The sequence below is a fragment of the Isoptericola sp. NPDC056578 genome, from assembly GCF_042793275.1.
GTDB lineage: Bacteria > Actinomycetota > Actinomycetes > Actinomycetales > Cellulomonadaceae > Isoptericola.
On record NZ_JBHTVC010000024.1, the window covers coordinates 15,413 to 40,815 of the forward strand.

The window sequence follows — 25,403 nt, forward strand, 5'->3', positions numbered from 1 at the left end:
TCGGCACGCCCGTCAGCGGGTCTGGGCCACCCAGCTCGCGTGCATCCGCGCGTAGACGCCGCCCGCGGCCGCCAGCTCCGCGTGCCCGCCGACCTCGACCACGCGCCCGTCGTCGACGACGACCACGAGGTCGCTCGCCTCCGCCGTCGAGAGCCGGTGGGCGATGGTGAGGGTCGACCTCCCGGACGTGAGCGAGTCCAGCGCCCGCGCGATCCGCACCTCGGCGGCGGGGTCGACGGCCGAGGTGGCCTCGTCCAGCACCAGCAGGTCGGGGGCGGCCAGGTAGGCGCGCGCGATGGCGACCAGCTGCCGCTCCCCCGCGCTCAGCGCCTCGCCACGCTGGCCGACGGGCGTGTCCAGGCCCTGCGGCAGCCCCGCCACCCAGTCGGTGAGGCCGAGGGCGTCCACGGCCCCCGCGACGCGGGCCCTGGTCTCGCGCGGGTCGGACGGCGGCTCGGGGCGCAGCCCGTAGGCGACGTTCTGCTCCACCGTGCCGTCGAAGAGGAAGCCCTCCTGCGGCACGAGGACGACCCGCTCGCGCAGCGAGGCGAGCGTGAGGCGGCGCAGGTCGACGCCGTCGAGCAGCACCTCCCCGGCCGTCGGGTCCATGAGGCGGGCGACCAGCTTGGCGACCGTGGTCTTGCCCGATCCCGTGCGCCCGACGACGGCGACCTTGCGGCGTGCGGGCAGCTCCAGGTCCACCCCGTGCAGCACCTCGGGCCCGTCCGGATAGGCGAACCGCACCCCGCGCAGCGTCACCGTGGCCGGGCCCCGGGGGCTCGCCGTCGCGTCGTCGGCCTCCGCCACGTCGAGCGGCGTCTCCAGCACGGCGAGCACGCGCCGCCAGCCCGCGACGGCGTTCTGCAGCTCGTTGAGGATCTCGGTGGCCTGCTGCACCGGACCGGTGAAGAGCTGCACGAGGAACAGGAACGCGACGACCTGGCCCGCGGTCAGGCCGCCGCCGACGCCGAGCAGCGTGCCCACCACGACGACCACGGCGAGCACCAGGTTGGCGACGAGCACGCCGCTCGAGAACACCGACGAGACGAGGAGCTGGGCGCGGGCCTGCGTGGCGCGAGTCCTCTCGACGGCCGCGTCGACCCGGCGCCCGGTCCGCGCGGCCACGCCGTACGCCCGCACCGTCTCGGCGCCCACCACGGCCTCGGAGATCGCGCCGAGCATCGCGCCGACCGCCTGCCGCACCGCCGCGTAGGCGCGGTTCACCGTGCCCTGCGCGCGCCGCAGCACCAGGAACAGCGGCACGAAGCACGCCCAGACCACCAGCGTGAGCTGCCACGAGTACACGGCCATGAGGGCGGTGGCCACGAGCACCTGCAAGGTCGAGACGAGCAGCTGGATGCCGCCCCACTGCACGAACAGCGAGATCGTGTCGACGTCGGAGGTCACGCGGGACACGAGCGCGCCGCGGCGCTCGGTGCCCTGCGCCAGGGTGGACAGGTCGTGCACGTGCCGGAACGCCTGCACCCGCAGCGCGGCGAGCCCCGCCTCGGTACGGCGGAAGAGACGCACGTTGACGACGGCGGTGCACAGCCCCGCCACGACGACGGCGCCCGCCGCGAGCCCGGTCAGCAGCGCCACCCGGCCCGCGTCGGGCCCGCCGCCGGCGAGGATGCCGTCGTCGATCGTGCGCTGCACCGCGACCGGCACGACGACCCGGCCCGCGGCCGCCAGCACGGCGAGCGCGAGCGTGAGCCACAGGCCGTCCACGATCTGCGGCGAGATCTGCACGCCCCGCCGGAGCGTGGCGAGGACGCCCAGCTCGCTGGCGGCGGCGATGCGTGTCGCGCTCACCGTGTCCCCTCCCGCTCCTCGACGTCCGTCCCGGGCTCCGGCTCGGCCTCCGGCAGCCGCTCCCCCGCGGCCGCCTCGTCGGCGAGCTCGCGCGCCCGACGCTCCGTCTCCCGCTCGTACGCCGTGGCGAGCGCGCGGTACCCGGGGTCGCGCGCCAGCAGGTCCGCGTGCGGCCCGACGTCGACGACACGCCCGCCCTCGAGGTGCACGACGACGTCCGCGAGGGCGACCGACGACATGCGGTAGGCGACCATCACGACGGTCGTGCCCCGTGCCTCTCCCCGGCCGTCGCCGCGCGCCGACGCGAGGGACCCGAGGATCTCCGCCTCGACGCGCGGGTCGACGGCCGAGGTGGCGTCGTCGAGCACGAGCAGCCGGGGGCGGCGGACCAGCGCCCGGGCGACGGCGAGCCGCTGGCGCTGCCCGCCGGACAGGTTGGCGCCGCGCTCGCCCAGGGGCGCGTCGAGCCCGCCGGGCAGCGCGCGCACGACGTCGTCGACGCGCGCGACGCGCAACGCCTCCCAGACCTCGGCGTCGTCCGGCACGCCGTCGTCGCCGGGGTCGGCGAGGGTCACGTTGGCGCGCACCGTGTCCTCGAAGACGAACGTCTGCTGCGTCACGAGCGCGACCTGCGCGGGCACCTCGCCCGCGGCGAGGTCGCGCAGGTCCGCGCCGTCCAGCAGCACCCGGCCGCGGCTCGGGTCGCTGAGTCGCGCGAGCAGCGACACGAGGGTCGTCTTGCCCGCGCCGGTGCTGCCCACCACGGCCACGGTGATCCCGGGCGCGACGTCGAGGTCGACGGCGTCGAGCAGGGTGACCGTGGTGCCGGCCGCCGGCACCACCACCCCGACGCCCTCGAGGCGGACCGCCAGGCCGCCCGCCGCGCGCGGGAGCGCCCGCGTGCCCGGCAGCAGCGTCGACGGGGCGTCGAGGATGCCCGCGATCCGGTCGTACCCGACGAGGGCGCGCGGCAGCTCGCCGAGCACCCAGCCGAACGCGCGCACCGGCACGGCCATGACCGTCAGGAGGTAGGCGGCCGTCACGACGTCGCCCGCGTCGACCGCCCCGGTCGACGCCCGCCAGGTGCCCACGCCCAGCACGGCCAGCGTGCCCAGGGAGGGCAGCAGCTCGATGACCGGGTCGAAGACGGCCCGCACGGTGCCGACGCGGACGTTCGCGGCACGCAGCGCGTCGGTGCGCTCGGCGAACCGGCGCTCCTCGCGGTCGGCGGTGCCCAGCGACGTCACGAGCAGGGCGCCCTCGAACGACTCGTGCGCGACGTCGGCCACCTCGGCCCGCAGCTGCTGCGCGCGCGTGACGGCGGGCGTCATGTGGCGCTGGAAGACGACGTTCGCGGCGATCGCGGCCGGCACGACCAGGAGGGCCGCGACCGCCAGCCACACGTCCACCGCGAGCAGCGTCCCCGCCGCGACGCCGATCATCACCACGACACCGAGCGCGAAGGGCAGGGGGTTGAAGACACCGGTGGCGGCCTCGACGTCGGCGCTCGCCGCGGACAGCAGCCGGCCGGCCGGGTGCGCGCGGTGCCAGGAGACCGGCAGGCGCAGGTACTGGTGGGACAGCCCGCGCCGGTGGTGCGCCTGGATCGCCGCGAAACCGTAGCCGGCCCAGATGCGCCGCCCGGCGACGCCGAGGGCGAGCGTGAGCGCCACCGCGGCGAGCACGAGCCCCGCGACCCAGACGCGCGAGCGCGCGTCCGGGTCGCCCGCGATCGCCGGGACGACGACCGCGTCGGTGGCCCAGCCGACGGCCCGGCTCACCGCGACCGTGGCGGCGCCGAACACGGCGGACGCGCCCACGGCCAGCACGTACAGCCGCGGCTCGGAGCGCATGCCGCGCCAGACGAGCGTCGCCGAGCGGCGGAGCCTCGACCCGGTGAGAGCGGTCGTCACGGCTCCGCTCGTCGTCCGCGAGGGTGTCGTCCGACCGACCCCGTGCTCACCTCCGCACCTCGATGCCCGCCTCGGCGAGCGCCGCCTTGACCTGACCGATCGACAGCGTGCCGAAGTGGAAGACGCTCGCGGCGAGCACGGCGTCGGCGCCCGCCCGGGCCGCGGCGACGAAGTGTTCCGGCACCCCGGCGCCTCCCGACGCCACGAGCGGCACGTCGACCCTCTCCCGCACCGCGGCGAGCATGTCGAGGTCGAAGCCGGAGGTGGTGCCGTCGGCGTCCATGGAGTTCAGCAGGATCTCGCCCGCGCCGAGGTGCGCGGCGCGCGCGGCCCACTCGACGGCGTCGATCCCGGTGCCGCGGCGGCCGCCGTGGGTCGTGACCTCGTAGCCCGAGGCGGTGACGGTCTCCCCGGTGACGCGGCGGGCGTCCACGGACAGGGTGAGCACCTGGCGCCCGAAGCGCGCGGCGATCTCCGCCACCAGCTCGGGCCGGGCGATGGCGGCGGTGTTGACGCCGACCTTGTCGGCCCCGGCGCGCAGCAGCCGGTCGACGTCGTCCGTGGACCGGACGCCGCCGCCCACCGTGAGCGGCACGAACACCTGATCAGCTGTGCGGCGCACCACGTCGACCATGGTGGCGCGGTCGCCCGACGAGGCGGACACGTCGAGGAACGTCACCTCGTCGGCGCCCTCACGGTCGTACCGGGAGGCCAGCTCCACGGGGTCGCCCGCGTCACGCAGGTTCGTGAAGTTGACGCCCTTGACGACCCGTCCGTCGTCGACGTCGAGGCACGGGATCACGCGGACGGCCACGGACATGCGGGACTCACCCTTCCTTTGCTGCTGTCGTCGCTGCTCTCGCCGGCTAGTCGCCGGGCGGCTCCTCCGGTGCGTCCTTCTCCGGGTCGCCGCCGTCGTCGCCCTTGCCCTGGCCGGTCGACTCGTCCTCGGTCACCTGGAAGTGCGCGTCCAGGATGTCCACGACGTAGACCAGGGTCTCGTCGGCGAGGTCGCTGCTGGTGCCACCGTAGCCGAGGCCCGGGGGCACCACGAGCAGCACCTGCGAGCCCACGGTCTGCTCGATCAGCCCCTGGTCGAGGCCGTCGACGAGCTGGCCGATGCCGACCGTCGCGGACTGCGGCCGCGTCCCGGCGCTCCACGTGGTGTCGAACTGCCGCCCGTCGCTCCACCGCACCGCGGTGAACCGCATCGTGACGACCTGCCCCACCTGCACCTGCGGTCCCGTGCCCCGCACCAACGGCTGCACCTGCAGGTCGGAGGGCGGGTCGGCCTTCGTCGGCACGGTCACGCTCGGGGTGCCGTCGTCGCGGCGCTCGACGGTGGGGAGCCCCTTCGCCGCGGTCACCTCGGCGCCCGCCGCGTGCGTGGGCAGCACGTCGACGACGAGGATCACGGGCACCCCGCCGTCCTCCTCCAGCAGGAGCATCCGCGCCCCCACCTTCTGGCCCCGCAGCGTGTCGTAGAGGTTGGAGCCGAGCGACTCCGCCGACATCGTGTACCACCCCGGCGCGTCGATGTACGTGCTCGAGATCACGGTGCCGTCACGGCCGTCCTCGGCATACATGTTCAGCAGCACGGGCTCCCCGTCCACGACGGGATCGCCGGACCCGGGCCACACCGTCCGCGCCCCGGCCTGCACCACGTCGTAGGGCTGCTCGTAGTCGAGGGCGGGCGGTTCCCCCACCGCTCCCGACACCTGCACGGGCGCCGCCGACGGCGCGGACGACGGCCGCTTGCCCAGGTCCTCCAGCACCGACGAGCCGCACCCGCCGAGCACGAGCGCACCGCCGAGCAGCAGCGAGATCATCAGGGACAGACGGCGGAGCACCGCGACAGTCTGCCACGCCCGCCGCTCACCCTGATCAGCGGTCCGCGCCCGCACCTGGCCGCAGGCCGACGACCTGCCGTGTCCGCGGGGGTCGCCTCGCCGACGTCGGCCCGGAGCCGGTGCACCGAGCGGGGCGCGGCGGTTTCTCCGCGCGGACGTATCCCTCCCGAAGTGGAGGGCGCCCTGGCGCCCGTGAACGCGTCCGCGCGACGATTCCGCCAGGGCACGGCGGTCCCGCCACACCTACATCGACTCGATCAACCGGTCCACGCGCTCGTCGACGCTCTTGAACGGGTCCTTGCACAGCACGGTGCGCTGCGCCTGGTCGTTGAGCTTCAGGTGCACCCAGTCCACGGTGTAGTCCCGGCGCGCCTCCTGCGCGGCACGCACGAAGTCTCCCCGCAGCTTGGCGCGGGTGGTGGGCGGCGGCACCGCCGTCGACTCGAACACCTCGAGGTCGGTGACCACGCGCTCCACCATGCCGCGCGCGGCGAGCAGGTTGTACAGCCCCTCGGTGCGGGAGATGTCGTGGTAGGCGAGGTCGAGCCGGGCGATGCGCGGGTCGTCCAGCGGCAGGTCGTGCTTGGCCTGGTACCGCTCGATGAGCTTGAGCTTGATGACCCAGTCCAGCTCGCGGTCCACGAGGGTCAGGTCGCCCGACTCGAGAGCGCGCAGCCCGCGCTCCCACAGGTCGAGGACCTGCTTGACGACGGGGGTGGCACCGGAGTGCGCGTCGACGTGCTCACGCACGCGGTGGAAGTACTCCCACTGGATGTCGACGGCGGTGGCGGTGCGCCCGTTGGCGAGCTGGACGGGGTGCAGCCCGGTGCGGTCGTGGCTGATCTCGCGGATCGCGCGGATGGGGTTCTCGAGGGTGAGGTCGCGCATCGGCACGCCCGCCTCGACCAGGCGCAGCACGAGGTCGGTGGCGCCGACCTTGAGCATCGTGGTCGGCTCGGCCATCGACGAGTCGCCGACGATGACGTGCAGGCGCCGGTAGCTCTCCGCGTCGGCGTGCGGCTCGTCGCGCGTGTTGATGATCGGCCGGGAGCGGGTGGTGGCGCTGGAGACGGCCTCCCAGATGTGGTCGGCGCGCTGGGACAGGCAGTAGACGGCGCCGCGCGGGGTGGCGAGGACCTTCCCGGCGCCCGTGAGCACCTGGCGGGTGATGAGGAACGGCACCAGCACCTCGGACAGGCGCGAGAAGTCGCCCTGCCGGCGCACGAGGTAGTTCTCGTGGCAGCCGTAGGAGTTGCCGGCGGAGTCGGTGTTGTTCTTGAACAGGTGCACCTTGCCGGACAGGCCCTCGTGCTCGAGCCTCTGCTGCGCGTCGGCGACCAGCCCTTCGAGGATGCGCTCGCCGCCCCGGTCGTACGCGACGAGCTGATGCACGTCGTCGCACTCCGCCGTCGCGTACTCGGGGTGCGACCCGACGTCGAGGTAGAGGCGCGAGCCGTTGCGCAGGAAGACGTTCGAGCTCCGCCCCCACGCCACGACCTTGCGGAACAGGTAGCGGGCCACCTCGTCCGCGGACAGGCCGCGCCCGTCGTCCGCCGCGCACGTCACCCCGTACTCGGTCTCCAGACCGAAGATCCTGCGGTCCACGACGTCTCCCCTCGCTCGGCCCTGTTGCCGGACGTGCTGCCCGACCTGCTCGCCCGTCTCAGGCGCCTGTCTCACTCACCCTGCTGCTCGAGCAGCCCGGCCAGCGTCGCGCCCTGCAGCCGGCGGAACGCGCGCCGCCGGCCCGCGCGCTCCAGCACCGCCACCTCGAGGCCGGCGGGCGCGATCTCGCGCTCCTCCCCCTCGGCGGCGACGGACCCGTCCGACCCCACCGCCCCGAGGGTGCGCACGGCGAGCGTGAGCACCTGCGGGAGCGTCATCCCCTCGTGCCAGGCCTCCGCGACCCGCGCGCCCAGCTGCTCGGCCTGGCCGCCCATGACGACGTGCCCGTGCTCGTCCGCGACCGAGCCGTCGTAGGACAACCGGTAGATCTGGTCGGCGGCCGGGGTGTCCCCGACCTCCGCCACGACCAGCTCGACCTCGAGCGGCTTGGACTCGGTGGTGAACACGGTGCCGAGCGTCTGCGCGTACGCGTTGGCGAGCCCCCGCGCGGTGACGTCGGTGCGGTCGTACGAGTACCCGCGCAGGTCCGCGTAGCGCACGCCGGCGACCCGCAGGTTCTCGAACTCGTTGTACTTGCCCACCGCGGCGAACGCGATGCGGTCGTAGATCTCCGAGATCTTGTGCAGCGCGCGCGACGGGTTCTCCGTGGCGAACGCGATCCCGCCGGAGTAGGCGAGCACGACGACGGACCGACCGCGGGCGATGCCCTTGCGGGCGAAGTCCGCCCGGTCCTTCATCAGCTGCTCGGGCGAGACGTAGAACGGCATCGTCATGCGTGCGCACCCCCCTGGTTCCCGGTCCGGGGACCGCCGGCGGGGCGGTCGCCGTGGGCGGCCCGGTGGGCGGCCCCGCGCTCGTCGACGATCCGCGCGACCGTCGCGGCGAGCTCGTCGTCCGCCACCCGGCGCACGCCGTCAGCGGTCACGACCGTCACCACGGGCCAGATCTGGCGCACGGGGTCGGGGCCCCCGGTCGCGCTGTCGTCGTCGGCCGCGTCGTAGAGCGCCTCGACCGCGACGCCGACCGCGGCGTCGGCGTCGAGCCCGGGCCGCCACAGCTTCTTCAGCGCCCCGCGCGCGAACACGGAGCCCGAGCCGACCGTGTGGTGGTCGTGCTCCTCGTACCGTCCGCCGGTGACGTCGTAGCTGAACAGCCGCCCGTACCCGCGGTCGAGGTCGTAGCCCGCGAACAGCGGCACCACCGCGAGCCCCTGCAGGGCGAGAGGCAGGTTGCCGCGGATCATCGTGGACAGGCGGTTGGCCTTGCCGTCGAGCGACAGCAGGGAGCCCTCGATCTTCTCGTAGTGCTCCAGCTCGAGCTGGAAGAGGCGCACGAGCTCGATCGCCACGCCGGCGGACCCCGCGATGCCGACCACCGAGTAGGCGTCGGCGGCGAAGACCTTCTCCATCTCCCGGCTGGCGATGAGGTTGCCCGCCGTGGCGCGGCGGTCGCCCGCCATGATCACGCCGCGGCCGCCGTCGTCCGTGCCGAAGGTCAGCGCGACGATCGTGGTGGCGTGCGGCGCGAGGCCGTCCGCGGGCGCACCCGCGCCGCCGACGTCGCGACGCCCCGGCAGCAGGTCGGGCGCGTGGCCGGCGAGGAAGTCCACGAACGAGGACGAGCCGGGGCGCAGGAACGCGTCCGGCAGCCGTCCCGAGGTGTCAGCGTGGGTCATGGGCGCTCACTGACCGCCCTTCTGCACGAAGCCGCGGACGAACGACTCGGCGTTCGTCTCGAGGACCTCGTCGATCTCCTCCAGCAGGGCGTCCACCTCGGCGTCGCGCTCGGACGCCGCAGGGGCGACCGGGGCGGGGGCGTCCGCGTCGTCGTCGGGCGTGCGGTCCTCGTGCTGCGGGTTGATCCGTTCCTGACCGGCCATGGTCCGCCTCCTTCGCTGCTGCGGAGCCCCCGTGAGGAGCTCCGGGAGAGTCTCGCGACGCCAGCCTATGCGCTGCGGCCGACACCGCGCGGCGACGTCCACGCCGGTTGCGCCGAGGGCTGAACGACTCCACCCGCGCACGGTCCACGCACGGTCCGGGGGACGTCGTCGCCGGTCAGCGCGGGTGAGCGGACGGTCGGCCCGCGCTCATCCCTCGCCGCGCAACCCCTTGAGCAGCGCCGCCGCGTCGGGGCTGGCGTCGAGGAGGGCGCCGATGTGGGCCCGCGTGCCCCGCGACGGGTCGAGCATGGGCACCCGCTGCAGGGCGGCGGCCCCCGGGACGTCGAAGATCACCGAGTCCCAGCTCGCGGCCGAGACCTGGTCGGCGTACCGGGCCATCACCTCGCCGCGGAACCACGCCCGCGTGTCCGCCGGTGCGTGGTGCACCGCGTCCGCCACCCGCTCGTCGTCCACGAGCCGCTCGACGGCGCCGGACGCGACGAGCCGGTGGTAGACGCCGCGCTCGGGCCGCACGTCCGTCCACTGCAGGTCCATCGCGTGCAGCCGGGGGTGGTCCCAGCCGAGCCCGTCCCGCGACCGCATCCGCTCCAGGAGCCGTCGCTTCGCCACCCACTCGACCTCGCGCGCACAGGTCGCCGGGTCCGTGCCCAGCCGCTGCAGCACCGACCGCCAGCGGTCCAGCACCTGCGCGGTCTCGTCGTCGCCCGGCGTCTCCCCGGGCACGTCGACCGAGCCGTCGCCCGGACCCCCGAGCGCCGCGACCGACCGGGCGACGACGTCCGCGTACGCCTCCTGGATCTCCAGCGCCGTGAGCCGGCGGCCGTCGGCGAGGTCGAGCCGCGCGGTGAGGGCGAGGTCGCGCGACACCCGCTGCACGTCGGCGACCGGGTCCGCGAGCCGCAGCGCGGCGAGCTCCTCGCGGGCGGGCACGCCGGCCTCGGCCAGTTCGTCGAGGTGCTCGAGCACCCACAGCACCAGCGAGGTGGTGCCCAGCTTGAGGAACGTCGCGACCTCGAAGAGGTTCGCGTCGCCGATGATGAGGTGCAGGCGCCGCCACCGCGTGCGGTCCGCGTGCGGCTCGTCGCGGGTGTTGACGATCGGGCGGCGCAGCGTGGTCTCCAGCCCCACCTCCGCCTCGATGTAGTCGGCGCGCTGGGAGAGCTGGAAGCCCGCCTCCGAGCCCGTCGGGCCGAGCCCGACCCGACCCGACCCGGCGAACACCTGCCGCGTGACGAGGAACGGCGTCAGCAGCTCGACGAGCGTGCCGAACGGCAGCGCCCGGTCCACCAGGAAGTTCTCGTGCGTGCCGTAGCTGGCGCCCTTGCCGTCCACGTTGTTCTTGTAGAGCACCACCTCGCCACCCGGCACCTCCGCGAGCGACCGCACCGCCGCGAGCATGACCCGCTCCCCCGCGACGTCCCACAGGACGCCGTCGCGCGGCCCCGTGACCTCGGGCGACGAGTACTCGGGGTGCGCGTGGTCCACGTAGAGACGCGCGCCGTTGGTGAGGATGCAGTTCGCGGCGCTCGGGTCGTCGTAGTCCTCCACGGACGGCCGCTCGACCTCCTCCGGCTCCTGCCGCGCGGCCCGCGCCGCGCGCCCGCGCGCCGTGCCGCCCGGGGTGCCGGCCGCGGAGGCCACCTGGGCCGACGCCGGCGTGCTGCCCGTCGTCGGGCCGGAGGGCGCGGGGCGCGACGGGTCGTCGGTGAGGAGCGACGGGTGCGCCGACGCGCGCTGGAGGTGGAATCCCCGGGCGTCCTGCAGCGGGTCCTCGTCGTCGTAGTCCCACCGGGCCGGCGGGCGGGCGCCCGCCCGCGCCACCAGGGCGCGGTACGTCATGACCACCTGCGAGCTCATGAGCATCGGGTTGGCCATGGGCCGCCCCGGTGCCAGCACGCCGTACTCGGTCTCGATCCCCATCACGCGACGAACGCTCACGCCACCACCCTAGGTGGCCACGAACGAGATCGAGGTACCCGTCTCGAAGTCGACCCACGGTGGGTCGGCGTCGTGACGGGCACCTCGATCTCGTGGCGGCGCGGGGACTACAGGTACTGCCCCGTGCTGGTCACCGTGTCGATGGTGCGCGGCGTGCCGTCGCCGCCCTTCTTCTGGACGATCGTGCGGATGAAGACGATGCGCTCGCCCTTCTTGCCGCTGATGCGCGCCCAGTCGTCGGGGTTGGTGGTGTTCGGCAGGTCCTCGTTCTCCTTGAACTCGTCGACGCACGCCGACAGGAGGTGCTCGACCCGGATGCCCCGCTGACCGGTGGCCAGGAAGTCCTTGATCGCCGACTTCTTGGCCCGGTCCACGACGTTCTGGATCATCGCGCCGGAGTTGAAGTCCTTGAAGTACAGGGTCTCCTTGTCGCCCGACGCGTAGGTCACCTCGAGGAACTGGTTCTCCTCGTCCTCGGAGTACATCCGCTCCACCACGCTGTTGATCATCGCCGCGACGGCCTCGGTGTGGCTGCCGCCGTGCTCGGCCAGGTCGTCGGGGTGGATGGGCAGCTGGGGCGTGAGGTACTTGCCGAAGATCTCGGTGGCACCCTCAGCGTCCGGCCGCTCGATCTTGATCTTCACGTCCAGCCGGCCCGGCCGGAGGATCGCGGGGTCGATCATGTCCTCGCGGTTCGAGGCGCCGATGACGATGACGTTGTCGAGCCGCTCGACGCCGTCGATCTCGGCGAGCAGCTGCGGCACGATCGTGGTCTCGACGTCCGACGAGAGGCCGGTGCCGCGGGTGCGGAACAGCGACTCCATCTCGTCGAAGAACACCACGACGGGCGCCCCCTGCGTCGCCTTCTCCCGGGCGCGCGCGAAGATCAGGCGGATGTGCCGCTCGGTCTCGCCCACGTACTTGTTGAGCAGCTCCGGGCCCTTGACGTTGAGGAAGTAGCTCTTGGCCGTGGGGTCGCCGCCCTGCGCGCTGGCGACCATCCCGGCGAGCGAGCTGGCCACCGCCTTGGCGATGAGCGTCTTGCCGCACCCGGGCGGCCCGTACAGCAGCACGCCCTTGGGCGGCCGCAGCCCGTGCTCGCGGAAGAGGTCGGGGTGGGAGAACGGCAGCTCGACGGCGTCGCGGATCTGCTCGATCTGCGGCCCCAGCCCGCCGATGTCCTCGTAGGCGATGTCGGGCACCTCCTCGAGGACGAGCTCCTCGACCTCCGACTTCGGCACCACCTCGTAGACGAACCCGCTGCGCAGGTCGACCGTGAGCGCGTCGCCCACCCGCAGCTCGGCGTCCACGACCGACCCGGCGAGCCGCACGACCCGCTCCTCGTCGGCGCGGCCGACGACGAGCACCCGCTCGGCGTCGAGGACCTCCTTGACGGTGACCAGCTCACCGGTCCGCTCGTAGCCGCCGACCTCGACCACCGTCATGGCCTCGTTGAGCTTGACCTCCTGGCCGGGCCGCAGCTCGGCGACGTCGAGCCCCGGGCTCGCCTGCACGTGCATCTTGCGGCCGGCCGACGAGATGTCGACCGAGCCGTCGTCGTGCGCGGCGAGGAACGTCGCGTACGTCCCCGGGGGCTTGGCGAGCTCGTCGATCTGGCCCTTGAGCTCCACGATCTGGTCGCGGGCGGCGCGGAGCGCCTCGGCGAGCCGCTCGTTCTTGGCGGCGAGGAGGGCGAGCTGTGCGTCGTGGCTCGGTCCGGTGGGCAGCGCCGGCTGCTCCGGTCGAGGCTCCGGGCGGACAGGGTTGTCGGACATCGCATCCCCTCTCGTGCGGCCCGGGTGGCCGCCTCCCCGGACGGGAAGGTGCCCCCGGAGTACAGCACCCTAGACATCAACACGGGTGTCCGGGGGTTCATTTCACGGAGCGGTCGCGAGGTTCACACGACCGAGACCTTCCGGTGACCTGCCGCGGCTCCGCGGCCTCCCGAACGACCTCAGCCCTGCGCGTCGTCCGGGGCGACCCCCAGGTCGCGCCGCACACGACGGATCTTCTTGTCCGACACGGCGCGCTCGCCCAGCTCCTCCTCCGACCACTCGGCGTCCGGGGCGGGGTAGGAGCCCTTGGCCGGGCGGCGGGTCCGCTCGGGCGGCGCGACGCCGTCGGCGAGCCGCCGCGCCGTGATGAGGAAGCCGGTGTGCCCGATCATCCGGTGCTGCGGGCGGACCGCGAGGCCCTCGAGGTGCCAGCCGCGCACCATCGACTCCCAGGCCTGCGGCTCGGCGAACCGGCCGTCGGCGCGCAGGTCCTCGGCCGTGCGGGACAGCTGCGTGGCGGTCGCGACGTAGCAGACGAGCACGCCGCCCGGCGCGAGCGCGCGCGCCACGGGGTCGACGTTCTCCCAGGGCGCGAGCATGTCGAGCACGACGCGGTCGACGCTGCCCGGCTCCGCGACGGTGGGCAGCACGTCCGCGAGGTCGCCGACCGACAGCCGCCACGCCGGGTGCTCGCCGCCGAAGAACGACTCGACGTTGCCGCGCGCGATCGCCGCGAAGTCCTCGCGGCGCTCGATGGAGTGCAGCTCGCCGGCGTCGCCCACGGCGCGCAGCAGCGACATCGTCAGCGCCCCGGAGCCGACACCCGCCTCGACGACGCGCGCACCGGGGAAGATGTCGGCCATCTGCACGATCTGGCCGGCGTCCTTGGGGTACACGACGGCGGCGCCGCGCGGCATGGACAGCACGTAGTCGCTCAGCAGGGGCCGCAGGGCGAGGTACTCGATCCCCGCCGTGTTGGTCACGACCCACCCCTCGGGCCGGCCGATGAGGTCCTCGTGGCGGAAGTAGCCCTTGTGCGTGTGGAACGTGCCGCCGGGCTTGAGCGTGATGGTGTGCAGCCGCCCCTTGGGGTCCGTGAGCTGCACCCGGTCCCCCTCGCGCAGCGGGCCCCGGCGCAGGTCCGCACCCGTGGCGCTGCCGGTCGGGTCGACGGTCGGGCGGTTCTCGGGCGCGGTGGCGTCGGCGTCGGTCACGACGGGCGAGTCTACCGGCCCGCCCGCCGGCACCTCATCGACGGAGCGCGGCCGCGACCCGCGCCACGTCGAGCACCCCCGTGAGACGGCCCTCGTCCACGACCGGTACCACCCGCGCGCCCGACGACCCGTGGGCGAGGCGGTCGAGCAGCTCGTCGCCCTCGAGCTCGGGACCCACCGCCGAGCCGGGCGGGAACGGCACGACGACGGCCTCCACCGGCGTGGCGGCGGCCTGGTCGGCGGGCACGCTCGCGACGGCGCCGGGATCCACCCAGCCCACGGGCTCCCCGGCCGGCCCGACGACGGCCACGACCGCGCCCGGCTGCCGCGCGGCCGCGTCGGAGACCCCGGCGACCGTGGCGGTGACCGGGAGCACGACGGCGGGTACGGCGAGGCCCCGCGCGGACAGCCCCGCGACCCGGGCCCTGGTCTGCGCGCCCTTGATGGCCTCGCCCGCCCCGGACCACAGGAACGCGCCGATGAGCGCCGCCCACGCGACCGTCACCCAGGACGGCCTGCGCCCCTCGAGCAGCGGCCACAGCAGCGCCACCGCCAGCACGCCGACCGCGACCACGCGCCCCACCCAGCCCGCGGCGAGCGTGCCCCGCGAGCGCGAGCCCGTCGCGCCCCAGACGGCGGACTCGAGGATCTGCCCGCCGTCCAGCGGCAGCCCGGGCAGCAGGTTGAAGAACCCGACGAACGCGTTCGAGAACGCCCCGGCCAGGAGCAGGGCCGTCGCGACGGACGACACCGGTTGCAGGAGGTACACGACCCAGAACGCGGCCGCGAGCACGAGGTTGGTCAGCGGGCCGACGACGGCCACGAGGGCACCGTCGAGCGGGCGCCCGCCCGACCCCGTGTAGGCGGTGTGACCGCCCCAGAGGGTCAACGCGATCTCGGTGACGCGGTGCCCGCGCGACCGAGCGACGAGGGCGTGGGCCACCTCGTGCAGGAACACGGACCCGAAGAGCAGGAGCACGAAGGCGGCCGCGACGACGAGCACCGCCGTCGTGCCCAGCTGGGGCGCGAACCACGTCCGTACCGAGGGCGCGAACACGAGGGTCAGGACGACGGCGCCGAGGAACCACGACGGGGTGACGAGGACGGGCGCGCCCGCGATGCGGCCGACCACCCATCCCCGGGAGCGAGAGGTCACCCGGTCAGGCTATCCGGCGCCGGCCGCCCTACGGCCTGTCGGCGCTCGCCCGTAGGGTGGCGCGCATGACGACGACCGCCGCGCCCGACCCGTCGCCGACGGCGTCACGGGCCCCGGCGCTGTCGCCGTCGCGCGCGGCCGACTTCATGCGCTGCCCCCTGCTGTTCCGGTTCCGCGTGGTCGACCGGCTGCCCGAGCCCCCGGCGTCGGCCGCCGCGCGGGGCACGCTGGTGCACGCCGTGCTCGAGCGGCTCTACGACGCGCCGCGCGGCGAGCGCACGCCGGAGGCGGCGGCCGCCCTGCTGCCCGTCGAGTGGGAGCGCCTCGTCGAGGCGGAGCCGCGGTACGCGACGCTGTTCGACGAGGGCGGCGACGCGGCCGGCACCACGCCGTCGGAGTGGCTCGGCCGGGCGCGGCGGCTCGTCGGCACGTACTTCACGCTGGAGGACCCCAACCGGCTGGAGCCCGAGTCCCGGGAGCTGCGCGTCGAGACGTCGCTCGACGACGGGCCGGTGCTGCGCGGGATCGTCGACCGGCTCGACGTCGCGCCCGGCGGCGCGCTGCGCGTGGTCGACTACAAGACGGGCCGGGCGCCCGGGCCGGGCTTCGAGGGCGCCGCCCTGTTCCAGATGCGGTTCTACGGCCTGGTCCTCTGGCGCGAGCGCGGCGAGGTGCCGCGCATGCTGCAGCTGCTCTACCTCGGCGACGGCCAGGCGCTGCGCGCGGAGCCGGCCGAGCGGGAGCTCGAGGCCACGGAGACCAAGGTGCGTGCGCTGTGGTCGGCGATCCAGGACGCCGCGCGCAGCGGGGACTGGCGGCCGCGCCGCAGCCGCCTGTGCGGATGGTGCGCACACCAGTCGCTCTGCCCCGAGTTCGGCGGCACGCCGCCCGTGATTCCCGCCGACGCGCTGCGCGAGCGGCTCGGGGTGGACCCGGTCAGGACGTGAGGTCCACGACCTCACCGGCGCCGATGCGTGCGAGGGTCGCCAGGTCGACCTTCTCGAGCGACGCGGCGCGGCTGAGCCCGTCGAGGTGCGGGACCGGCACGACGGCCTCGACGCCCAGCGTCGCGATCCCGGCGGCGCGCGCCGAGGCGATGCCGGTGGGCGAGTCCTCGATGGCGACGCAGGCGGCGGTGTCGACGCCGAGCCGCTCCGCGGCGAGGAGGTAGGGCTCGGGGTCGGGCTTGCCGCGGGTCACCTGGTCGCCCGTGACGAGCGTCGCGAACGCGCCGTCGGGCCCGCGCGAGACGACCTCCTCGGCCAGCGTCGAGTAGCTCATCGTCACCAGCGCGCACGGCACGCCCGCCTCGGCGAGCGTGGTGAGGAGCTCCAGCGCGCCCGGCCGCCACGGCACCTCCTCGCGCACCTGCTCGACGACCTGACCGAGCAGGCGGTCGACGATCGCGTCGACCGGCAGGTCGACCCCTCCCTGGTCGCGCAGGATCGTCGCGGAGACGGTCAGCGCGTTGCCGACGAGCTGCAGCGCCTGCTCGTGCGTCCACGTGCCGCCGTGCTCCGCGACCAGCTCCTGCTCGGCCCGGATCCAGTACGGCTCGGTGTCCACGAGGGTGCCGTCCATGTCCCACAGGACGGCCGCGGGCAGGGTCGGGGTGGCGGTCTGCGGGGCGGGGGCGAGGGTCTCGGGCACCCGTCCATCGTACGGACCGGGCGCCGCCGGTCCGCCCGTCGGGACGCGTGAGACCGGACACCCGGGCCTGCCCGTGGCCGGGCCGGCGCTGTATACGCTGGACGGATGACGACCGAGCCGGAGACCACCGGGCGCCACGCCGCGCGGCAGACCGTGATGATCGCCGCGTTCGAGGGATGGAACGACGCCGGCAGCGCCGCCACCGCTGCTCTGACCCACCTCGCCCACGTGTGGGACGCCCGCCAGGTGCGCGAGCTCGACCCCGAGGACTACCACGACTTCCAGGTGAACCGGCCCGTGATGGAGACCGGCCCGGACGGGGAGCGCTCGATCACCTGGCCGACCACGACGGTCTCCGTGGCCGAGCTGCCCGACCGGACCGTGGTGCTGGTGCACGGGATCGAGCCGTCGTTCCGGTGGCGCTCGTACTGCGCCGAGCTGCTCGACCTGGCCGCCGAGCTGGGCGTCCGCACCGTCGTGACCCTGGGCGCCCTGCTGGCCGACGTGCCCCACACCCGGCCCATCCCCATGACCGCGACGACGGAGAGCTCGGGCCTGCAGGCGGTGCTCGACGTCGAGCCCAGCACCTACGAGGGCCCGACCGGCATCGTGGGCGTGCTGCAGCACGAGGCCGACCGGCGCGGGTTCCAGGCGGTGTCGCTGTGGGCCGCCGTGCCCCACTACGTGGCCACCCCCCCCTCGCCCAAGGCGACCCTCGCGATCCTCACCCGCGTCGAGGAGCTCATCGCCGCGCCGGTGCCCCTCGGCGACCTGCCCGAGGACGCCGAGGCGTGGCAGCACGGCGTCGACGAGCTCGCGTCGGACGACGCCGAGATCGCCGAGTACGTGCAGCAGCTCGAGGAGGCGAAGGACACCGCCGACCTGCCCGAGGCGACGGGCGAGGCCATCGCGCGGGAGTTCGAGCGCTACCTGCGGCGGCGCGACGTCGGCGGCGAGAAGGGCACCGACAAGGGCGGCGACAAGGGACCCGACAAGCCCTGACGCCGGGCCCGGCGTCAGGGCGGCGAGGTCAGAGGCGGACGCCGAGGAGCGCGTTCACCGCGCGCGCCAGGACGCCGGGCGCGCCCTCGTGGTCGTCGGTCGTGTCGCGGCCGGGCGCGAGCGCCAGGTCGGCCCAGCGGTCCACGGCGGCGAGCGCGGCGGGGCCGTCGAGGTCGTCCGCGAGCGCCGCGCGCAGCGCGGCCAGCGTCGCGGTCGCGTCGGGTCCGCCGTTGCCGGAGACGGCGGCGCGCCACCGCTCGAGCCGCGCGACGCCGGCCTCGAGGTCGGCGTCGGTCCACTCCCACTCGGTGCGGTAGTGGTGCGCCAGCAGCGCGAGGCGGATCGCCATGGGGTCCACGCCCGCGCGTCGCAGCGCGGAGACGAACACGAGGTTCCCGCGCGACTTGCTCATCTTCTCGCCCTCGTAGGCGACGAGCCCGGCGTGCACGTGCACCCCGGCACCGCCGCCGCCCAGCAGGCGGTCGTGCGAGGTGGACATCTCGTGGTGCGGGAAGAGCAGGTCGGCTCCCCCGCCCTGCAGGTCGAACGGCAGGCCCAGCCCGTCGCGGGCGATGACCGCGCACTCGATGTGCCAGCCGGGACGCCCGGTGCCGAGGGACGCGCCGTCCCACGCGGGCTCGCCGGGGCGCTCCCGGCGCCACAGCAGCGGGTCGAGGGCGTTCTTCTTGCCCTCGCGCTGCGGGTCCCCGCCACGCTCGGCGAACAGGGCCTCCATCGTCGCCGCGTCGAGCCTGGCCACCCGCCCGAAGTCGCGGTCGGCGGAGAGGTCGGCGTACACGTCGCCCAGGCCCGGGTCGTCGCCGCCTGCCCCCGGCTCGATCGGCACCCGGTACGCGGCCCCCTCGTCCAGCAGCCGCTCGACGGCGGCCACGACGGCAGGCACGGACTCGACGGCGCCGGTCCAGGTGGCGGGCGGCACCATGCCGAGTGTGGTCATGTCCTCGCGGAACAGCGCGATCTGGTCGGCCGCGAGATCGCGCCAGTCGACCCCGGTGGCGTCCGCACGCTCCAGCAGCGGGTCGTCGACGTCGGTGACGTTCGAGACGAAGGTCACCTCCTTGTCGGCGTCGAGCCACGCCCGGTGCAGCAGGTCGAACGCCAGGTAGGTGTTCGCGTGCCCGAGGTGGGTCGCGTCGTACGGGGTGATCCCGCAGACGTAGTAGCGGGCGGTGCCCCCCGGGGCCGGGTCCACGAGCCGCCCGGTGCTGCTGTCGTGCACCCGGACGGGGGTGCGGCGGCCGTCGGCCGGTTCGGGGAGCTCAGGGATCTGCGGAGTGGGCCAGGAACGCACGCGCTCAGGCTACCGGCCCTTCGCCGAGACCAGATCACCTGGTCAGACGACGATGCCGCCGTTCGCGGTCAGCACGCCGGTCAGGAGCAGGACCACGACCACGGCGGCGAGGCCGAGGCGGTACCAGACGAACGGCATGAACGAGTGCGTGGTGATCAGCTTGAGGAACCCGATGATGACGACGTAGCCGACGACGAACGCGACGAGCGTGGCGACCAGGGTCGCGCCCGCGCCCGGCGACCCGGGGGCCGGGTCCTCGCCCACGGACTTGGCGAGCTGGTAGAAGCCCGACATCAGCACCGCGGGGATGGCCAGCAGGAACGAGTAGTCCGCGGCGGCCTTGCGGGTGAACCCCATGAGCAGCCCCGCGGTGATCGTGCCCCCGGAGCGCGACACGCCCGGGATGAGCGCGAGCGCCTGGGCGAATCCGAACCCGATCGCGCGCTTCGGGTTGAGCTCGTCGAGCCGACGGGTGCGGCGGCCGATCTTGTCCGCCCACCCGAGCAGCAGGCCGAAGACGACCAGGGTCGTGACGGTGATCCAGAGGTTGCGCAGGTAGGTCTCGATCTGGTCCTGGAAGAGCAGGCCGAGCACACCGATCGGGATCGAGCCGAGGGCGATGTACCAGGCCATGCGGGCCTGGTCGTCGTGGGCGCCCATCCGCGAGCGCCAGTCGCTGCCGTGCGTGCCCACGAGGGACTTCCACCAGGCGACGCAGATGTCCCGGATGGTGCGGCGGTAGTAGAGCAGCACGGCGGCCTCGGTGCCGATCTGGGTGATCGCGGTGAACGCGGCCCCGGGGTCGGTCCCGCCGAGCAGCTCCCCCACGATGCGCAGGTGCGCGCTCGAGGAGATCGGCAGGAACTCGGTCAGGCCCTGGACCAGGCCGAGCAGGATCGCTTCCCAGGCATTCACGGGCGGTCACACTACCCGGACCTGCAGGGTTTCCCGGTAGCGTGGCCCGCCATGGAGCGTCGTCAGGTGGGCCGTACGGGCCTGCGCGTGTCCGAGCTCGGCCTGGGGACGATGACCTGGGGCCGGGACACCGACGACCTGGACGCGGCGGAGCAGCTGCGCGACTTCGTCGACGGGGGCGGGACGCTCGTCGACACCGCCGCGACGTACGGCGACGGGGACGCGGAGCGCGTCATCGGCTCGCTGCTGGACGGCAAGGTCTCGCGCGACGAGGTGGTGCTGTGCACCAAGGGGGGCGTGCGGGCGGGCCGCTCGGGCGCCCGCGTCGACGCCTCCCGGGCGGGCCTGCTCGCCGACCTCGACGCGTCCCTCGCCCGGCTGGGCACCGACCACGTGGACCTGTTCCTGGTCGCCTGCCCCGACCCGGCGACGCCGCTCGCCGAGACGGTGTCGGCGCTGCGGCTCGCGGTGGCCTCCGGCAGGGCCCGCTACGTCGGGCTCTCGAACCACCCCGGCTGGGCGTCCGCCCGGGCCGCGACCCTGCTGGAGGCGGACGGCACCGGGCTCAGCGCGCTCGAGCTGGAGTACTCCCTGCTGCAGCGCGGCGCGGAGCGCGACGTGGCCCCCGCCGCCGACGCCCTCGGGCTCGGGCTGCTGGCCTGGTCACCCTTGGGGCGCGGCGTGCTCACCGGCAAGTACCGGCGGGCGATCCCGGCGGACTCCCGCGCGGCGTCGGCGCACCTCGCCGCGTTCGTCGACCCCTACCTGGACGCGGCCGCGTCGTCCGTCGTCGAGGCCGTCGCCACCGCGGCCGACGGGCTCGGGCGTGCGCCGCTCGAGGTCGCTCTCGCCTGGCTGCTGGCCCGCGACACGGTCGCGAGCGCGATCGTCGGGGCACGGACGCCGGCGCAGCTGCGGGCGTCGCTCGCAGCCACCGACCTCGACCTGCCGGGCGAGGTCCACGCCGCGCTCGACGACGTCTCCGCCCCGGAGATCGGCTACCCCGAGCGCTGGTAGGCCTGCCCCGGGGCGTCGGCCGGGCGGTCGGCGGGCGACCCTGCCAGGTCGGGACCCTCGAGGTCCGTGTCGAGCTCGGCGTCGAGGTCGTCGTCCCCCTCGTCGTCGTCATCGTCCTCGTCGTCGTCCCCGTCGTCGTCCCCGTCGTCGAGGAAGAAGGGCGTGACCTCGGAGTAGACCTGGGCCAGCGAGTCCTCGTAGACCTCGAACGCGTCGGCCAGGACCTCGTAGGCGTCGTCGACCGCAGGATCGTCGTCGCCCCGGCGGGTCGACACCGCGTGGTAGTGGGCCTCCAGCGCGGCGACGAAGCGGTCCAGCGCGGCACGCGGGTCTGCGGTCATGCTCTGACCGTAGCGCCCCACGGGGCACAATGGGCAGACGAAAACCGCCCGCCAGCACTTCGGGAGGAACAGCGGATGGCTTCGATCCCGTCGACGTCGCAGGCAGACGCGCGCCCCGGCGCGCCGTCCGCCTGGCGCAAGCACGGACAGTACGAGTACCGCGTGCTGACCATCGACCGGGGCACCAGCGTCCCGGACGCGCGCAAGATGCTCACCGAGGAGGCCGAGTACGGCCGGTGGGAGCTGGCGCGCACCCGCCTCTACATCGGCGGCGAGCGCCGGGTGTGGCTGCGTCGCAAGATCATCAAGGTCAGCGCCACCTTCTGACCGGCCGGCACGTCAGCACGCATGCCAGGACGCAGGTCAGGACGTATGGCCGACGCCTTCCGCAAGTCGCGGGCGCACGCGCCGCCGGGGTTCTTCGCCACCGAGGCGGCCGGGCTCCGCTGGCTCACCGTGCCGGGCGGCCCGCGGGTCGCCCGGGTGCTGGAGCACGGAGCGGAGCACCTCGACCTGGAGCGCGTCGACCCGGCGCGCCCCACGCCCGACGCCGCCCGCGACCTGGGCCGTCGCCTCGCCGTGCTGCACCGAGCGGGCGCCGCCGGGTTCGGCGTCCTTCCGCCCGGCGCGGGGCGCGGGTACTTCGGTCCGCTCGACGACCCCCTGCCCCTGGTGGCGGGGACCTGGGGCGACTGGCCCGCCTTCTACGCGCACGCCCGGCTCCGGCCCGTCGTCGCGCAGGGCCGGGAGCGAGGCGTGCTCACCGCGCAGGACGCGGCCGCCGTCGAGCGGGTGTGCGGTCGGCTCGGCGTCCTCGCGGGCCCCGCGGCGCGAGAGGCGCCGGCCCGCGTGCACGGCGACCTCTGGTCCGGGAACGTGCTGTGGTCGCGGGGCCCGGGAGGCTCCGCCGAGGCGGTGCTCATCGACCCGGCCGCCCACGGCGGGCACCGGGAGGCCGACCTCGCCATGCTGGCGCTCTTCGGGGCGCCGCACCTCGACGCGGTCCTCGCGGGCTACGAGGCCGCGTGGCCCCTCGCCCCCGGGTGGCGTGAGCGGATCCCGCTGCACCAGCTGTACCCGCTCGCCGTGCACGCCGTGCTCTTCGGCGGCGGGTACGTCGAGCAGACGCGCCACCTGCTCGCCCGGCTGGGCGGTTGACGGCGGCGTCCGACGGCGACGCCGCTCAGCAGTCGCGCAGCAGGCGGTCCAGCACGCGCGTGCCGAAGCGCAGCGAGTCGACCGGCACCCGCTCGTCGACGCCGTGGAACATCCCGGAGAAGTCGAGGTCGGCGGGCAGGCGCAGGGGGGCGAAGCCGTACCCGGTGATGCCGAGCCGCGACAGCGACTTGTTGTCGGTGCCGCCCGAGAGCGTGTACGGCAGCACCGCGGCCCCCGGGTCCTCGGCGAGGAGGGAGGCGACCATCGAGTCCACGAGGTCGCCGGAGAACGGCACCTCGAGCGCGGTGTCCTGGTGGATCGGCTCGACGCGCACGGCGGGACCGGCGAGCTCGCGCAGCGTCGCCATCCCCTCCTCCTCGTGGCCGGGCAGGAGGCGCACGTCGACGGTGGCCTCGGCCCGCCCGGGGATGACGTTCGCCTTGTAGCCCGCGTCCAGCTGCGTGGGGTTGGACGTGTGCCGCACCGTGGCGCCCACGAACTTCGCGGCCGGGCCCAGCGCCGCGACGAGCGCGTCCACGGCGGCGGGGTCCTCGCCGTCGAACCGCAGCCCCGTGAGGTCGGAGACCCCGCGCAGCAGCTTCTCCACCGTCGGGGTCAGCGTGTACGGCCACGGGTGCTGCCCGATCCGCGCGACCGCCGCGGCGAGCTCGGTCACGGCGTTCTCGGCGTTCACCTGGGAGCCGTGGCCGGCCCGGCCGTCGGCCACGAGCCGGAGCCAGGCGAGGCCCTTCTCCGCCGTCTGCAGCAGGTAGGCGCGCCGCCCGCCGACCTCGACGGAGAAGCCGCCCACCTCGCTGATCGCCTCGGTGGCGCCCTCGAAGAGCTCGGGCCGGTGCCGCACGGCCCACTGCGCGCCGCGCACGCCGCCGGCCTCCTCGTCGGCGAAGAAGGCGACGACGACGTCGCGCGCCGGGCGGCGCCCCTCGCGGACCATCTGCCGCACGACGGACAGGATCATCGCGTCCATGTCCTTCATGTCCACCGCGCCGCGGCCCCACAGGAGCCCGTCGATCTCCTCGCCGCCGAACGGGTCGACGGACCAGTCGTCGGCCGCGGCCGGCACCACGTCCGTGTGCCCGTGCAGCACCAGCGCGGGCCGGCTCGGGTCCGTGCCCTCGAGCCGCGTCACGACCGACGTGCGGCCGGGCTCCGACTCGAACAGCTCCACCTCGAGCCCCACCTCGGTGAGCAGCCCGGCGACGAGCTCCGCCGCCCGTCGCTCCCCCGGCCCCTCGCCGTTGCCGTAGTTGGACGTGTCGATCCGCAGCAGGTCACGACAGATGCCCACCACCTCCTGCTCGGCGGAGGGGTGCGCGGACGGGGGCGTCGTGGGAGGCGTGCTCGGGCGCGGGGCGAGGGGCTGGGACGTCACCCCGACACCGTACCGGCGCGCGTGCGCGAAACGTTTAGCCGGGGTGACGCCGTCCGCACCGTGGACCACCGTCGTGCCCACGCACCCACGGACCTCGAGGAGGAGGACCATCATGCGAAGACTCGCGGCATCCCTCGCGGCAGCCGTGCTCGCCGCCGTCGGCGTCGTCGCCGTCGTCGGCCAGCCCGCCGCCGCCCACGGGGCGGAGGTGTTCCCCGGTTCCCGGCAGTACCTGTGCTGGGTGGACGCCCAGACCCCGAACGGACAGCTCGCCCCGAGCAACCCCGCGTGCGCCGACGCGCTCGCCGAGAGCGGACCGAACGCCTACTACAACTGGTTCGGCAACCTGGACTCGAACGGCGCCGGCCGCACCGAGGGGTACATCCCCGACGGCACCATCTGCTCCGGCGGCGACCGGGGACCGTACGACTTCTCCGCGTTCAACGCGCCGCGCACCGACTGGCCGACGACGCACCTCACCGCGGGCGCCACGTACGAGTTCCAGCACAACAACTGGGCCGAGCACCCGGGCCGGTTCGACGTCTACGTGACGAGGGAGGGCTTCGACCCGACCCAGCCGCTCGGGTGGGCGGACCTCGAGCTGGTCGACTCCGTGACGGACCCGCCGGACACCGGCGGCCCGGGAGGCGACAACTACTACTACTGGGACGTCACCCTGCCCGCCGACCGCACCGGGAGCCACGTCGTCTTCACGCACTGGGTGCGCTCGGACAGCAGCGAGAACTTCTACAGCTGCTCGGACGTGGAGTTCGACGGCGGCGACGGGGAGGTCACCGGCATCGGCGACGACACCGGGCCCGTGGACCCGCCCGCCTGCCCGGACGAGGCCCCGGGAGTCCCCGGCGAGGTCATGGCCCACGACGTGCGTGCCACCCGGGCGCACCTCATGTGGGGCGTCTCCCGGACCGGCTGCGTGACGGGGTACGACGTGCTCGACGCCGCCACGGGCGAGGTCCTCGCGGCGACCGACGAGTCACCCATGGTCGACCTCACCGGGCTGGACCCCGGCTCGACCTACGAGGTGACGGTGCGGGCCCGCAACGACGACACCGGGGCGGTGTCCGACCCCACGCCGACGGCCTCCTTCACCACGACGACCGACGACGGCGGGACGACCGACGGCGCGTGCACCGCGGCCTACACCACGACGAGCTCGTGGTCCGGCGGCTACCAGGGCCAGATCGTGGTCACCGCCGGCGACGCCGACCTGGCGACGTGGGAGGTCGACGCCGCCGGCATCACCTCCACGAACATGTGGGGCGGCGAGCTGGCGGGCGGCGTCGTCACCCCGGTGGCGTGGACCGCGCACGTCGGCGCGGGCCAGAGCGTGACGGTCGGCTTCGTCGGGGCCGGCCAGGCGCCCGCCGACGGCGCGCTGGCCTGCACCTGACCGCACGACGACCGGACCAA

Annotated in this window: 23 protein-coding genes; 6 read left to right on the top strand and 17 right to left on the bottom strand. The window is 74.7% G+C overall.

The features are described from left to right. Positions 1 to 12 precede the first annotated feature (12 nt). The 12 genes from ACFQ80_RS11395 to ACFQ80_RS11450 all read right to left on the bottom strand — a co-directional run bounded on the left by ACFQ80_RS11395 (position 13) and on the right by ACFQ80_RS11450 (position 15,184). Complete coding sequence (locus ACFQ80_RS11395) at positions 13 to 1,812, bottom strand: ABC transporter ATP-binding protein (protein ID WP_430563723.1); 1,800 nt, start codon at positions 1,810 to 1,812, stop codon at positions 13 to 15. Then, a complete protein-coding gene (locus tag ACFQ80_RS11400) occupies positions 1,809 to 3,665 on the bottom strand; it encodes an ABC transporter ATP-binding protein (protein ID WP_430563758.1) in 1,857 nt (618 codons plus the stop codon). The genes ACFQ80_RS11395 and ACFQ80_RS11400 overlap by 4 nt, the downstream gene beginning before the upstream one ends. A 106-nt stretch (positions 3,666 to 3,771) precedes the next feature. Then, complete coding sequence (hisF, locus tag ACFQ80_RS11405) at positions 3,772 to 4,545, bottom strand: imidazole glycerol phosphate synthase subunit HisF (protein WP_430551852.1); 774 nt, start codon at positions 4,543 to 4,545, stop codon at positions 3,772 to 3,774. A gap of 46 nt (positions 4,546 to 4,591) precedes the next feature. Further along, positions 4,592 to 5,575: an FKBP-type peptidyl-prolyl cis-trans isomerase gene (locus ACFQ80_RS11410; RefSeq protein ID WP_430563724.1), complete on the bottom strand. Its 984-nt coding sequence runs from the start codon at positions 5,573 to 5,575 to the stop codon at positions 4,592 to 4,594. 243 nt (positions 5,576 to 5,818) lie between these two features. Further along, positions 5,819 to 7,180, bottom strand: coding sequence for a Pup--protein ligase (gene pafA / locus ACFQ80_RS11415; RefSeq protein WP_430551850.1), 1,362 nt, complete (start codon positions 7,178 to 7,180; stop codon positions 5,819 to 5,821). 71 nt (positions 7,181 to 7,251) lie between these two features. After that, positions 7,252 to 7,974 carry a proteasome subunit alpha gene (prcA, locus tag ACFQ80_RS11420; protein WP_430551849.1) on the bottom strand — a complete coding sequence of 241 codons (723 nt, stop codon included), beginning with the start codon at positions 7,972 to 7,974 and terminating at the stop codon, positions 7,252 to 7,254. Beyond that, positions 7,971 to 8,876, bottom strand: a complete 906-nt coding sequence (gene prcB / locus ACFQ80_RS11425) for a proteasome subunit beta (protein WP_430563725.1) — start codon at positions 8,874 to 8,876, stop codon at positions 7,971 to 7,973. Before prcB ends, prcA begins: the two co-directional genes overlap by 4 nt. Before the next feature lie 6 nt (positions 8,877 to 8,882). Next, positions 8,883 to 9,080, bottom strand: coding sequence for a ubiquitin-like protein Pup (locus tag ACFQ80_RS11430; RefSeq protein ID WP_430551847.1), 198 nt, complete (start codon positions 9,078 to 9,080; stop codon positions 8,883 to 8,885). A 207-nt stretch (positions 9,081 to 9,287) separates the two neighbouring features. Further along, entirely contained in the window at positions 9,288 to 11,021 is a 1,734-nt protein-coding gene (gene dop / locus ACFQ80_RS11435; protein WP_430563759.1) for a depupylase/deamidase Dop, read from the bottom strand. Positions 11,022 to 11,146: 125 nt separating this feature from the next. Continuing rightward, positions 11,147 to 12,814 carry a proteasome ATPase gene (arc, locus tag ACFQ80_RS11440; protein ID WP_430551846.1) on the bottom strand — a complete coding sequence of 556 codons (1,668 nt, stop codon included), beginning with the start codon at positions 12,812 to 12,814 and terminating at the stop codon, positions 11,147 to 11,149. 179 nt (positions 12,815 to 12,993) lie between these two features. After that, a complete protein-coding gene (locus ACFQ80_RS11445) occupies positions 12,994 to 13,953 on the bottom strand; it encodes a tRNA (adenine-N1)-methyltransferase (protein WP_430551867.1) in 960 nt (319 codons plus the stop codon). Between the two features lie 109 nt (positions 13,954 to 14,062). After that, a complete protein-coding gene (locus tag ACFQ80_RS11450; protein ID WP_430563726.1) occupies positions 14,063 to 15,184 on the bottom strand; it encodes a site-2 protease family protein in 1,122 nt (373 codons plus the stop codon). A 65-nt stretch (positions 15,185 to 15,249) separates the two neighbouring features. On the opposite strand from ACFQ80_RS11450, the gene ACFQ80_RS11455 reads away from it, so the two are divergent. Continuing rightward, positions 15,250 to 16,131, top strand: a complete 882-nt coding sequence (locus tag ACFQ80_RS11455; protein WP_430563727.1) for a RecB family exonuclease — start codon at positions 15,250 to 15,252, stop codon at positions 16,129 to 16,131. Here ACFQ80_RS11455 and ACFQ80_RS11460 read toward each other — a convergent pair. Then, on the bottom strand, positions 16,121 to 16,834 hold the full coding sequence (locus ACFQ80_RS11460; RefSeq protein WP_430551843.1) for an HAD family hydrolase: 714 nt from the start codon (positions 16,832 to 16,834) through the stop codon (positions 16,121 to 16,123). The genes ACFQ80_RS11455 and ACFQ80_RS11460 overlap by 11 nt on opposite strands. Before the next feature lie 105 nt (positions 16,835 to 16,939). Between ACFQ80_RS11460 and ACFQ80_RS11465 the strand changes: the two genes are divergently transcribed. Continuing rightward, on the top strand, positions 16,940 to 17,836 hold the full coding sequence (locus tag ACFQ80_RS11465; RefSeq protein WP_430563728.1) for a PAC2 family protein: 897 nt from the start codon (positions 16,940 to 16,942) through the stop codon (positions 17,834 to 17,836). Between the two features lie 28 nt (positions 17,837 to 17,864). Here ACFQ80_RS11465 and mshC read toward each other — a convergent pair whose 3' ends face one another. Together mshC and ACFQ80_RS11475 are read right to left on the bottom strand one after the other, a co-directional pair. After that, the gene (gene mshC, locus ACFQ80_RS11470) at positions 17,865 to 19,148 is read right to left on the bottom strand and encodes a cysteine--1-D-myo-inosityl 2-amino-2-deoxy-alpha-D-glucopyranoside ligase (protein WP_430563729.1); all 1,284 of its coding nucleotides are present in this window, start codon (positions 19,146 to 19,148) and stop codon (positions 17,865 to 17,867) included. 42 nt (positions 19,149 to 19,190) lie between these two features. Continuing rightward, positions 19,191 to 20,063, bottom strand: coding sequence for an undecaprenyl-diphosphate phosphatase (locus ACFQ80_RS11475; protein ID WP_430551840.1), 873 nt, complete (start codon positions 20,061 to 20,063; stop codon positions 19,191 to 19,193). Positions 20,064 to 20,114: 51 nt separating this feature from the next. Here ACFQ80_RS11475 and ACFQ80_RS11480 point away from each other — a divergent pair, with 51 nt between their 5' ends. Further along, entirely contained in the window at positions 20,115 to 21,080 is a 966-nt protein-coding gene (locus ACFQ80_RS11480) for an aldo/keto reductase (protein ID WP_430551839.1), read from the top strand. On the opposite strand, the gene ACFQ80_RS11485 is transcribed toward ACFQ80_RS11480, so the two are convergent. Continuing rightward, positions 21,062 to 21,421, bottom strand: a complete 360-nt coding sequence (locus ACFQ80_RS11485) for a primosomal protein (protein WP_430551838.1) — start codon at positions 21,419 to 21,421, stop codon at positions 21,062 to 21,064. The genes ACFQ80_RS11480 and ACFQ80_RS11485 overlap by 19 nt on opposite strands. A 75-nt stretch (positions 21,422 to 21,496) precedes the next feature. Between ACFQ80_RS11485 and ACFQ80_RS11490 the strand changes: the two genes are divergently transcribed. After that, positions 21,497 to 21,748 carry a DUF5703 family protein gene (locus tag ACFQ80_RS11490; protein WP_430551837.1) on the top strand — a complete coding sequence of 84 codons (252 nt, stop codon included), beginning with the start codon at positions 21,497 to 21,499 and terminating at the stop codon, positions 21,746 to 21,748. A 45-nt stretch (positions 21,749 to 21,793) separates the two neighbouring features. Beyond that, positions 21,794 to 22,579 carry a fructosamine kinase family protein gene (locus ACFQ80_RS11495; RefSeq protein WP_430563730.1) on the top strand — a complete coding sequence of 262 codons (786 nt, stop codon included), beginning with the start codon at positions 21,794 to 21,796 and terminating at the stop codon, positions 22,577 to 22,579. Between the two features lie 25 nt (positions 22,580 to 22,604). Here ACFQ80_RS11495 and ACFQ80_RS11500 read toward each other — a convergent pair whose 3' ends face one another. Continuing rightward, a complete protein-coding gene (locus ACFQ80_RS11500) occupies positions 22,605 to 23,972 on the bottom strand; it encodes a M20/M25/M40 family metallo-hydrolase (RefSeq protein ID WP_430563731.1) in 1,368 nt (455 codons plus the stop codon). A gap of 112 nt (positions 23,973 to 24,084) precedes the next feature. Here ACFQ80_RS11500 and ACFQ80_RS11505 point away from each other — a divergent pair, with 112 nt between their 5' ends. Then, entirely contained in the window at positions 24,085 to 25,383 is a 1,299-nt protein-coding gene (locus ACFQ80_RS11505; protein WP_430563732.1) for a lytic polysaccharide monooxygenase, read from the top strand. The last annotated feature ends 20 nt before the right edge of the window (positions 25,384 to 25,403 follow it).

Coding starts and splice junctions, on each gene's coding strand:
- ACFQ80_RS11400 (WP_430563758.1), bottom strand. CDS start 3,665: ATGCGCTCCGAGCCGCGGCTGTACGTGCTGGCCGTGGGCGCGTCCGCC.
- hisF (WP_430551852.1), bottom strand. CDS start 4,545: ATGTCCGTGGCCGTCCGCGTGATCCCGTGCCTCGACGTCGACGACGGA.
- prcA (WP_430551849.1), bottom strand. CDS start 7,974: ATGACGATGCCGTTCTACGTCTCGCCCGAGCAGCTGATGAAGGACCGG.
- prcB (WP_430563725.1), bottom strand. CDS start 8,876: ATGACCCACGCTGACACCTCGGGACGGCTGCCGGACGCGTTCCTGCGC.
- ACFQ80_RS11430 (WP_430551847.1), bottom strand. CDS start 9,080: ATGGCCGGTCAGGAACGGATCAACCCGCAGCACGAGGACCGCACGCCC.
- dop (WP_430563759.1), bottom strand. CDS start 11,021: ATGGGGATCGAGACCGAGTACGGCGTGCTGGCACCGGGGCGGCCCATG.
- arc (WP_430551846.1), bottom strand. CDS start 12,814: ATGTCCGACAACCCTGTCCGCCCGGAGCCTCGACCGGAGCAGCCGGCG.
- ACFQ80_RS11455 (WP_430563727.1), top strand. CDS start 15,250: ATGACGACGACCGCCGCGCCCGACCCGTCGCCGACGGCGTCACGGGCC.
- ACFQ80_RS11465 (WP_430563728.1), top strand. CDS start 16,940: ATGACGACCGAGCCGGAGACCACCGGGCGCCACGCCGCGCGGCAGACC.
- ACFQ80_RS11480 (WP_430551839.1), top strand. CDS start 20,115: ATGGAGCGTCGTCAGGTGGGCCGTACGGGCCTGCGCGTGTCCGAGCTC.
- ACFQ80_RS11485 (WP_430551838.1), bottom strand. CDS start 21,421: ATGACCGCAGACCCGCGTGCCGCGCTGGACCGCTTCGTCGCCGCGCTG.
- ACFQ80_RS11490 (WP_430551837.1), top strand. CDS start 21,497: ATGGCTTCGATCCCGTCGACGTCGCAGGCAGACGCGCGCCCCGGCGCG.
- ACFQ80_RS11495 (WP_430563730.1), top strand. CDS start 21,794: ATGGCCGACGCCTTCCGCAAGTCGCGGGCGCACGCGCCGCCGGGGTTC.
- ACFQ80_RS11505 (WP_430563732.1), top strand. CDS start 24,085: ATGCGAAGACTCGCGGCATCCCTCGCGGCAGCCGTGCTCGCCGCCGTC.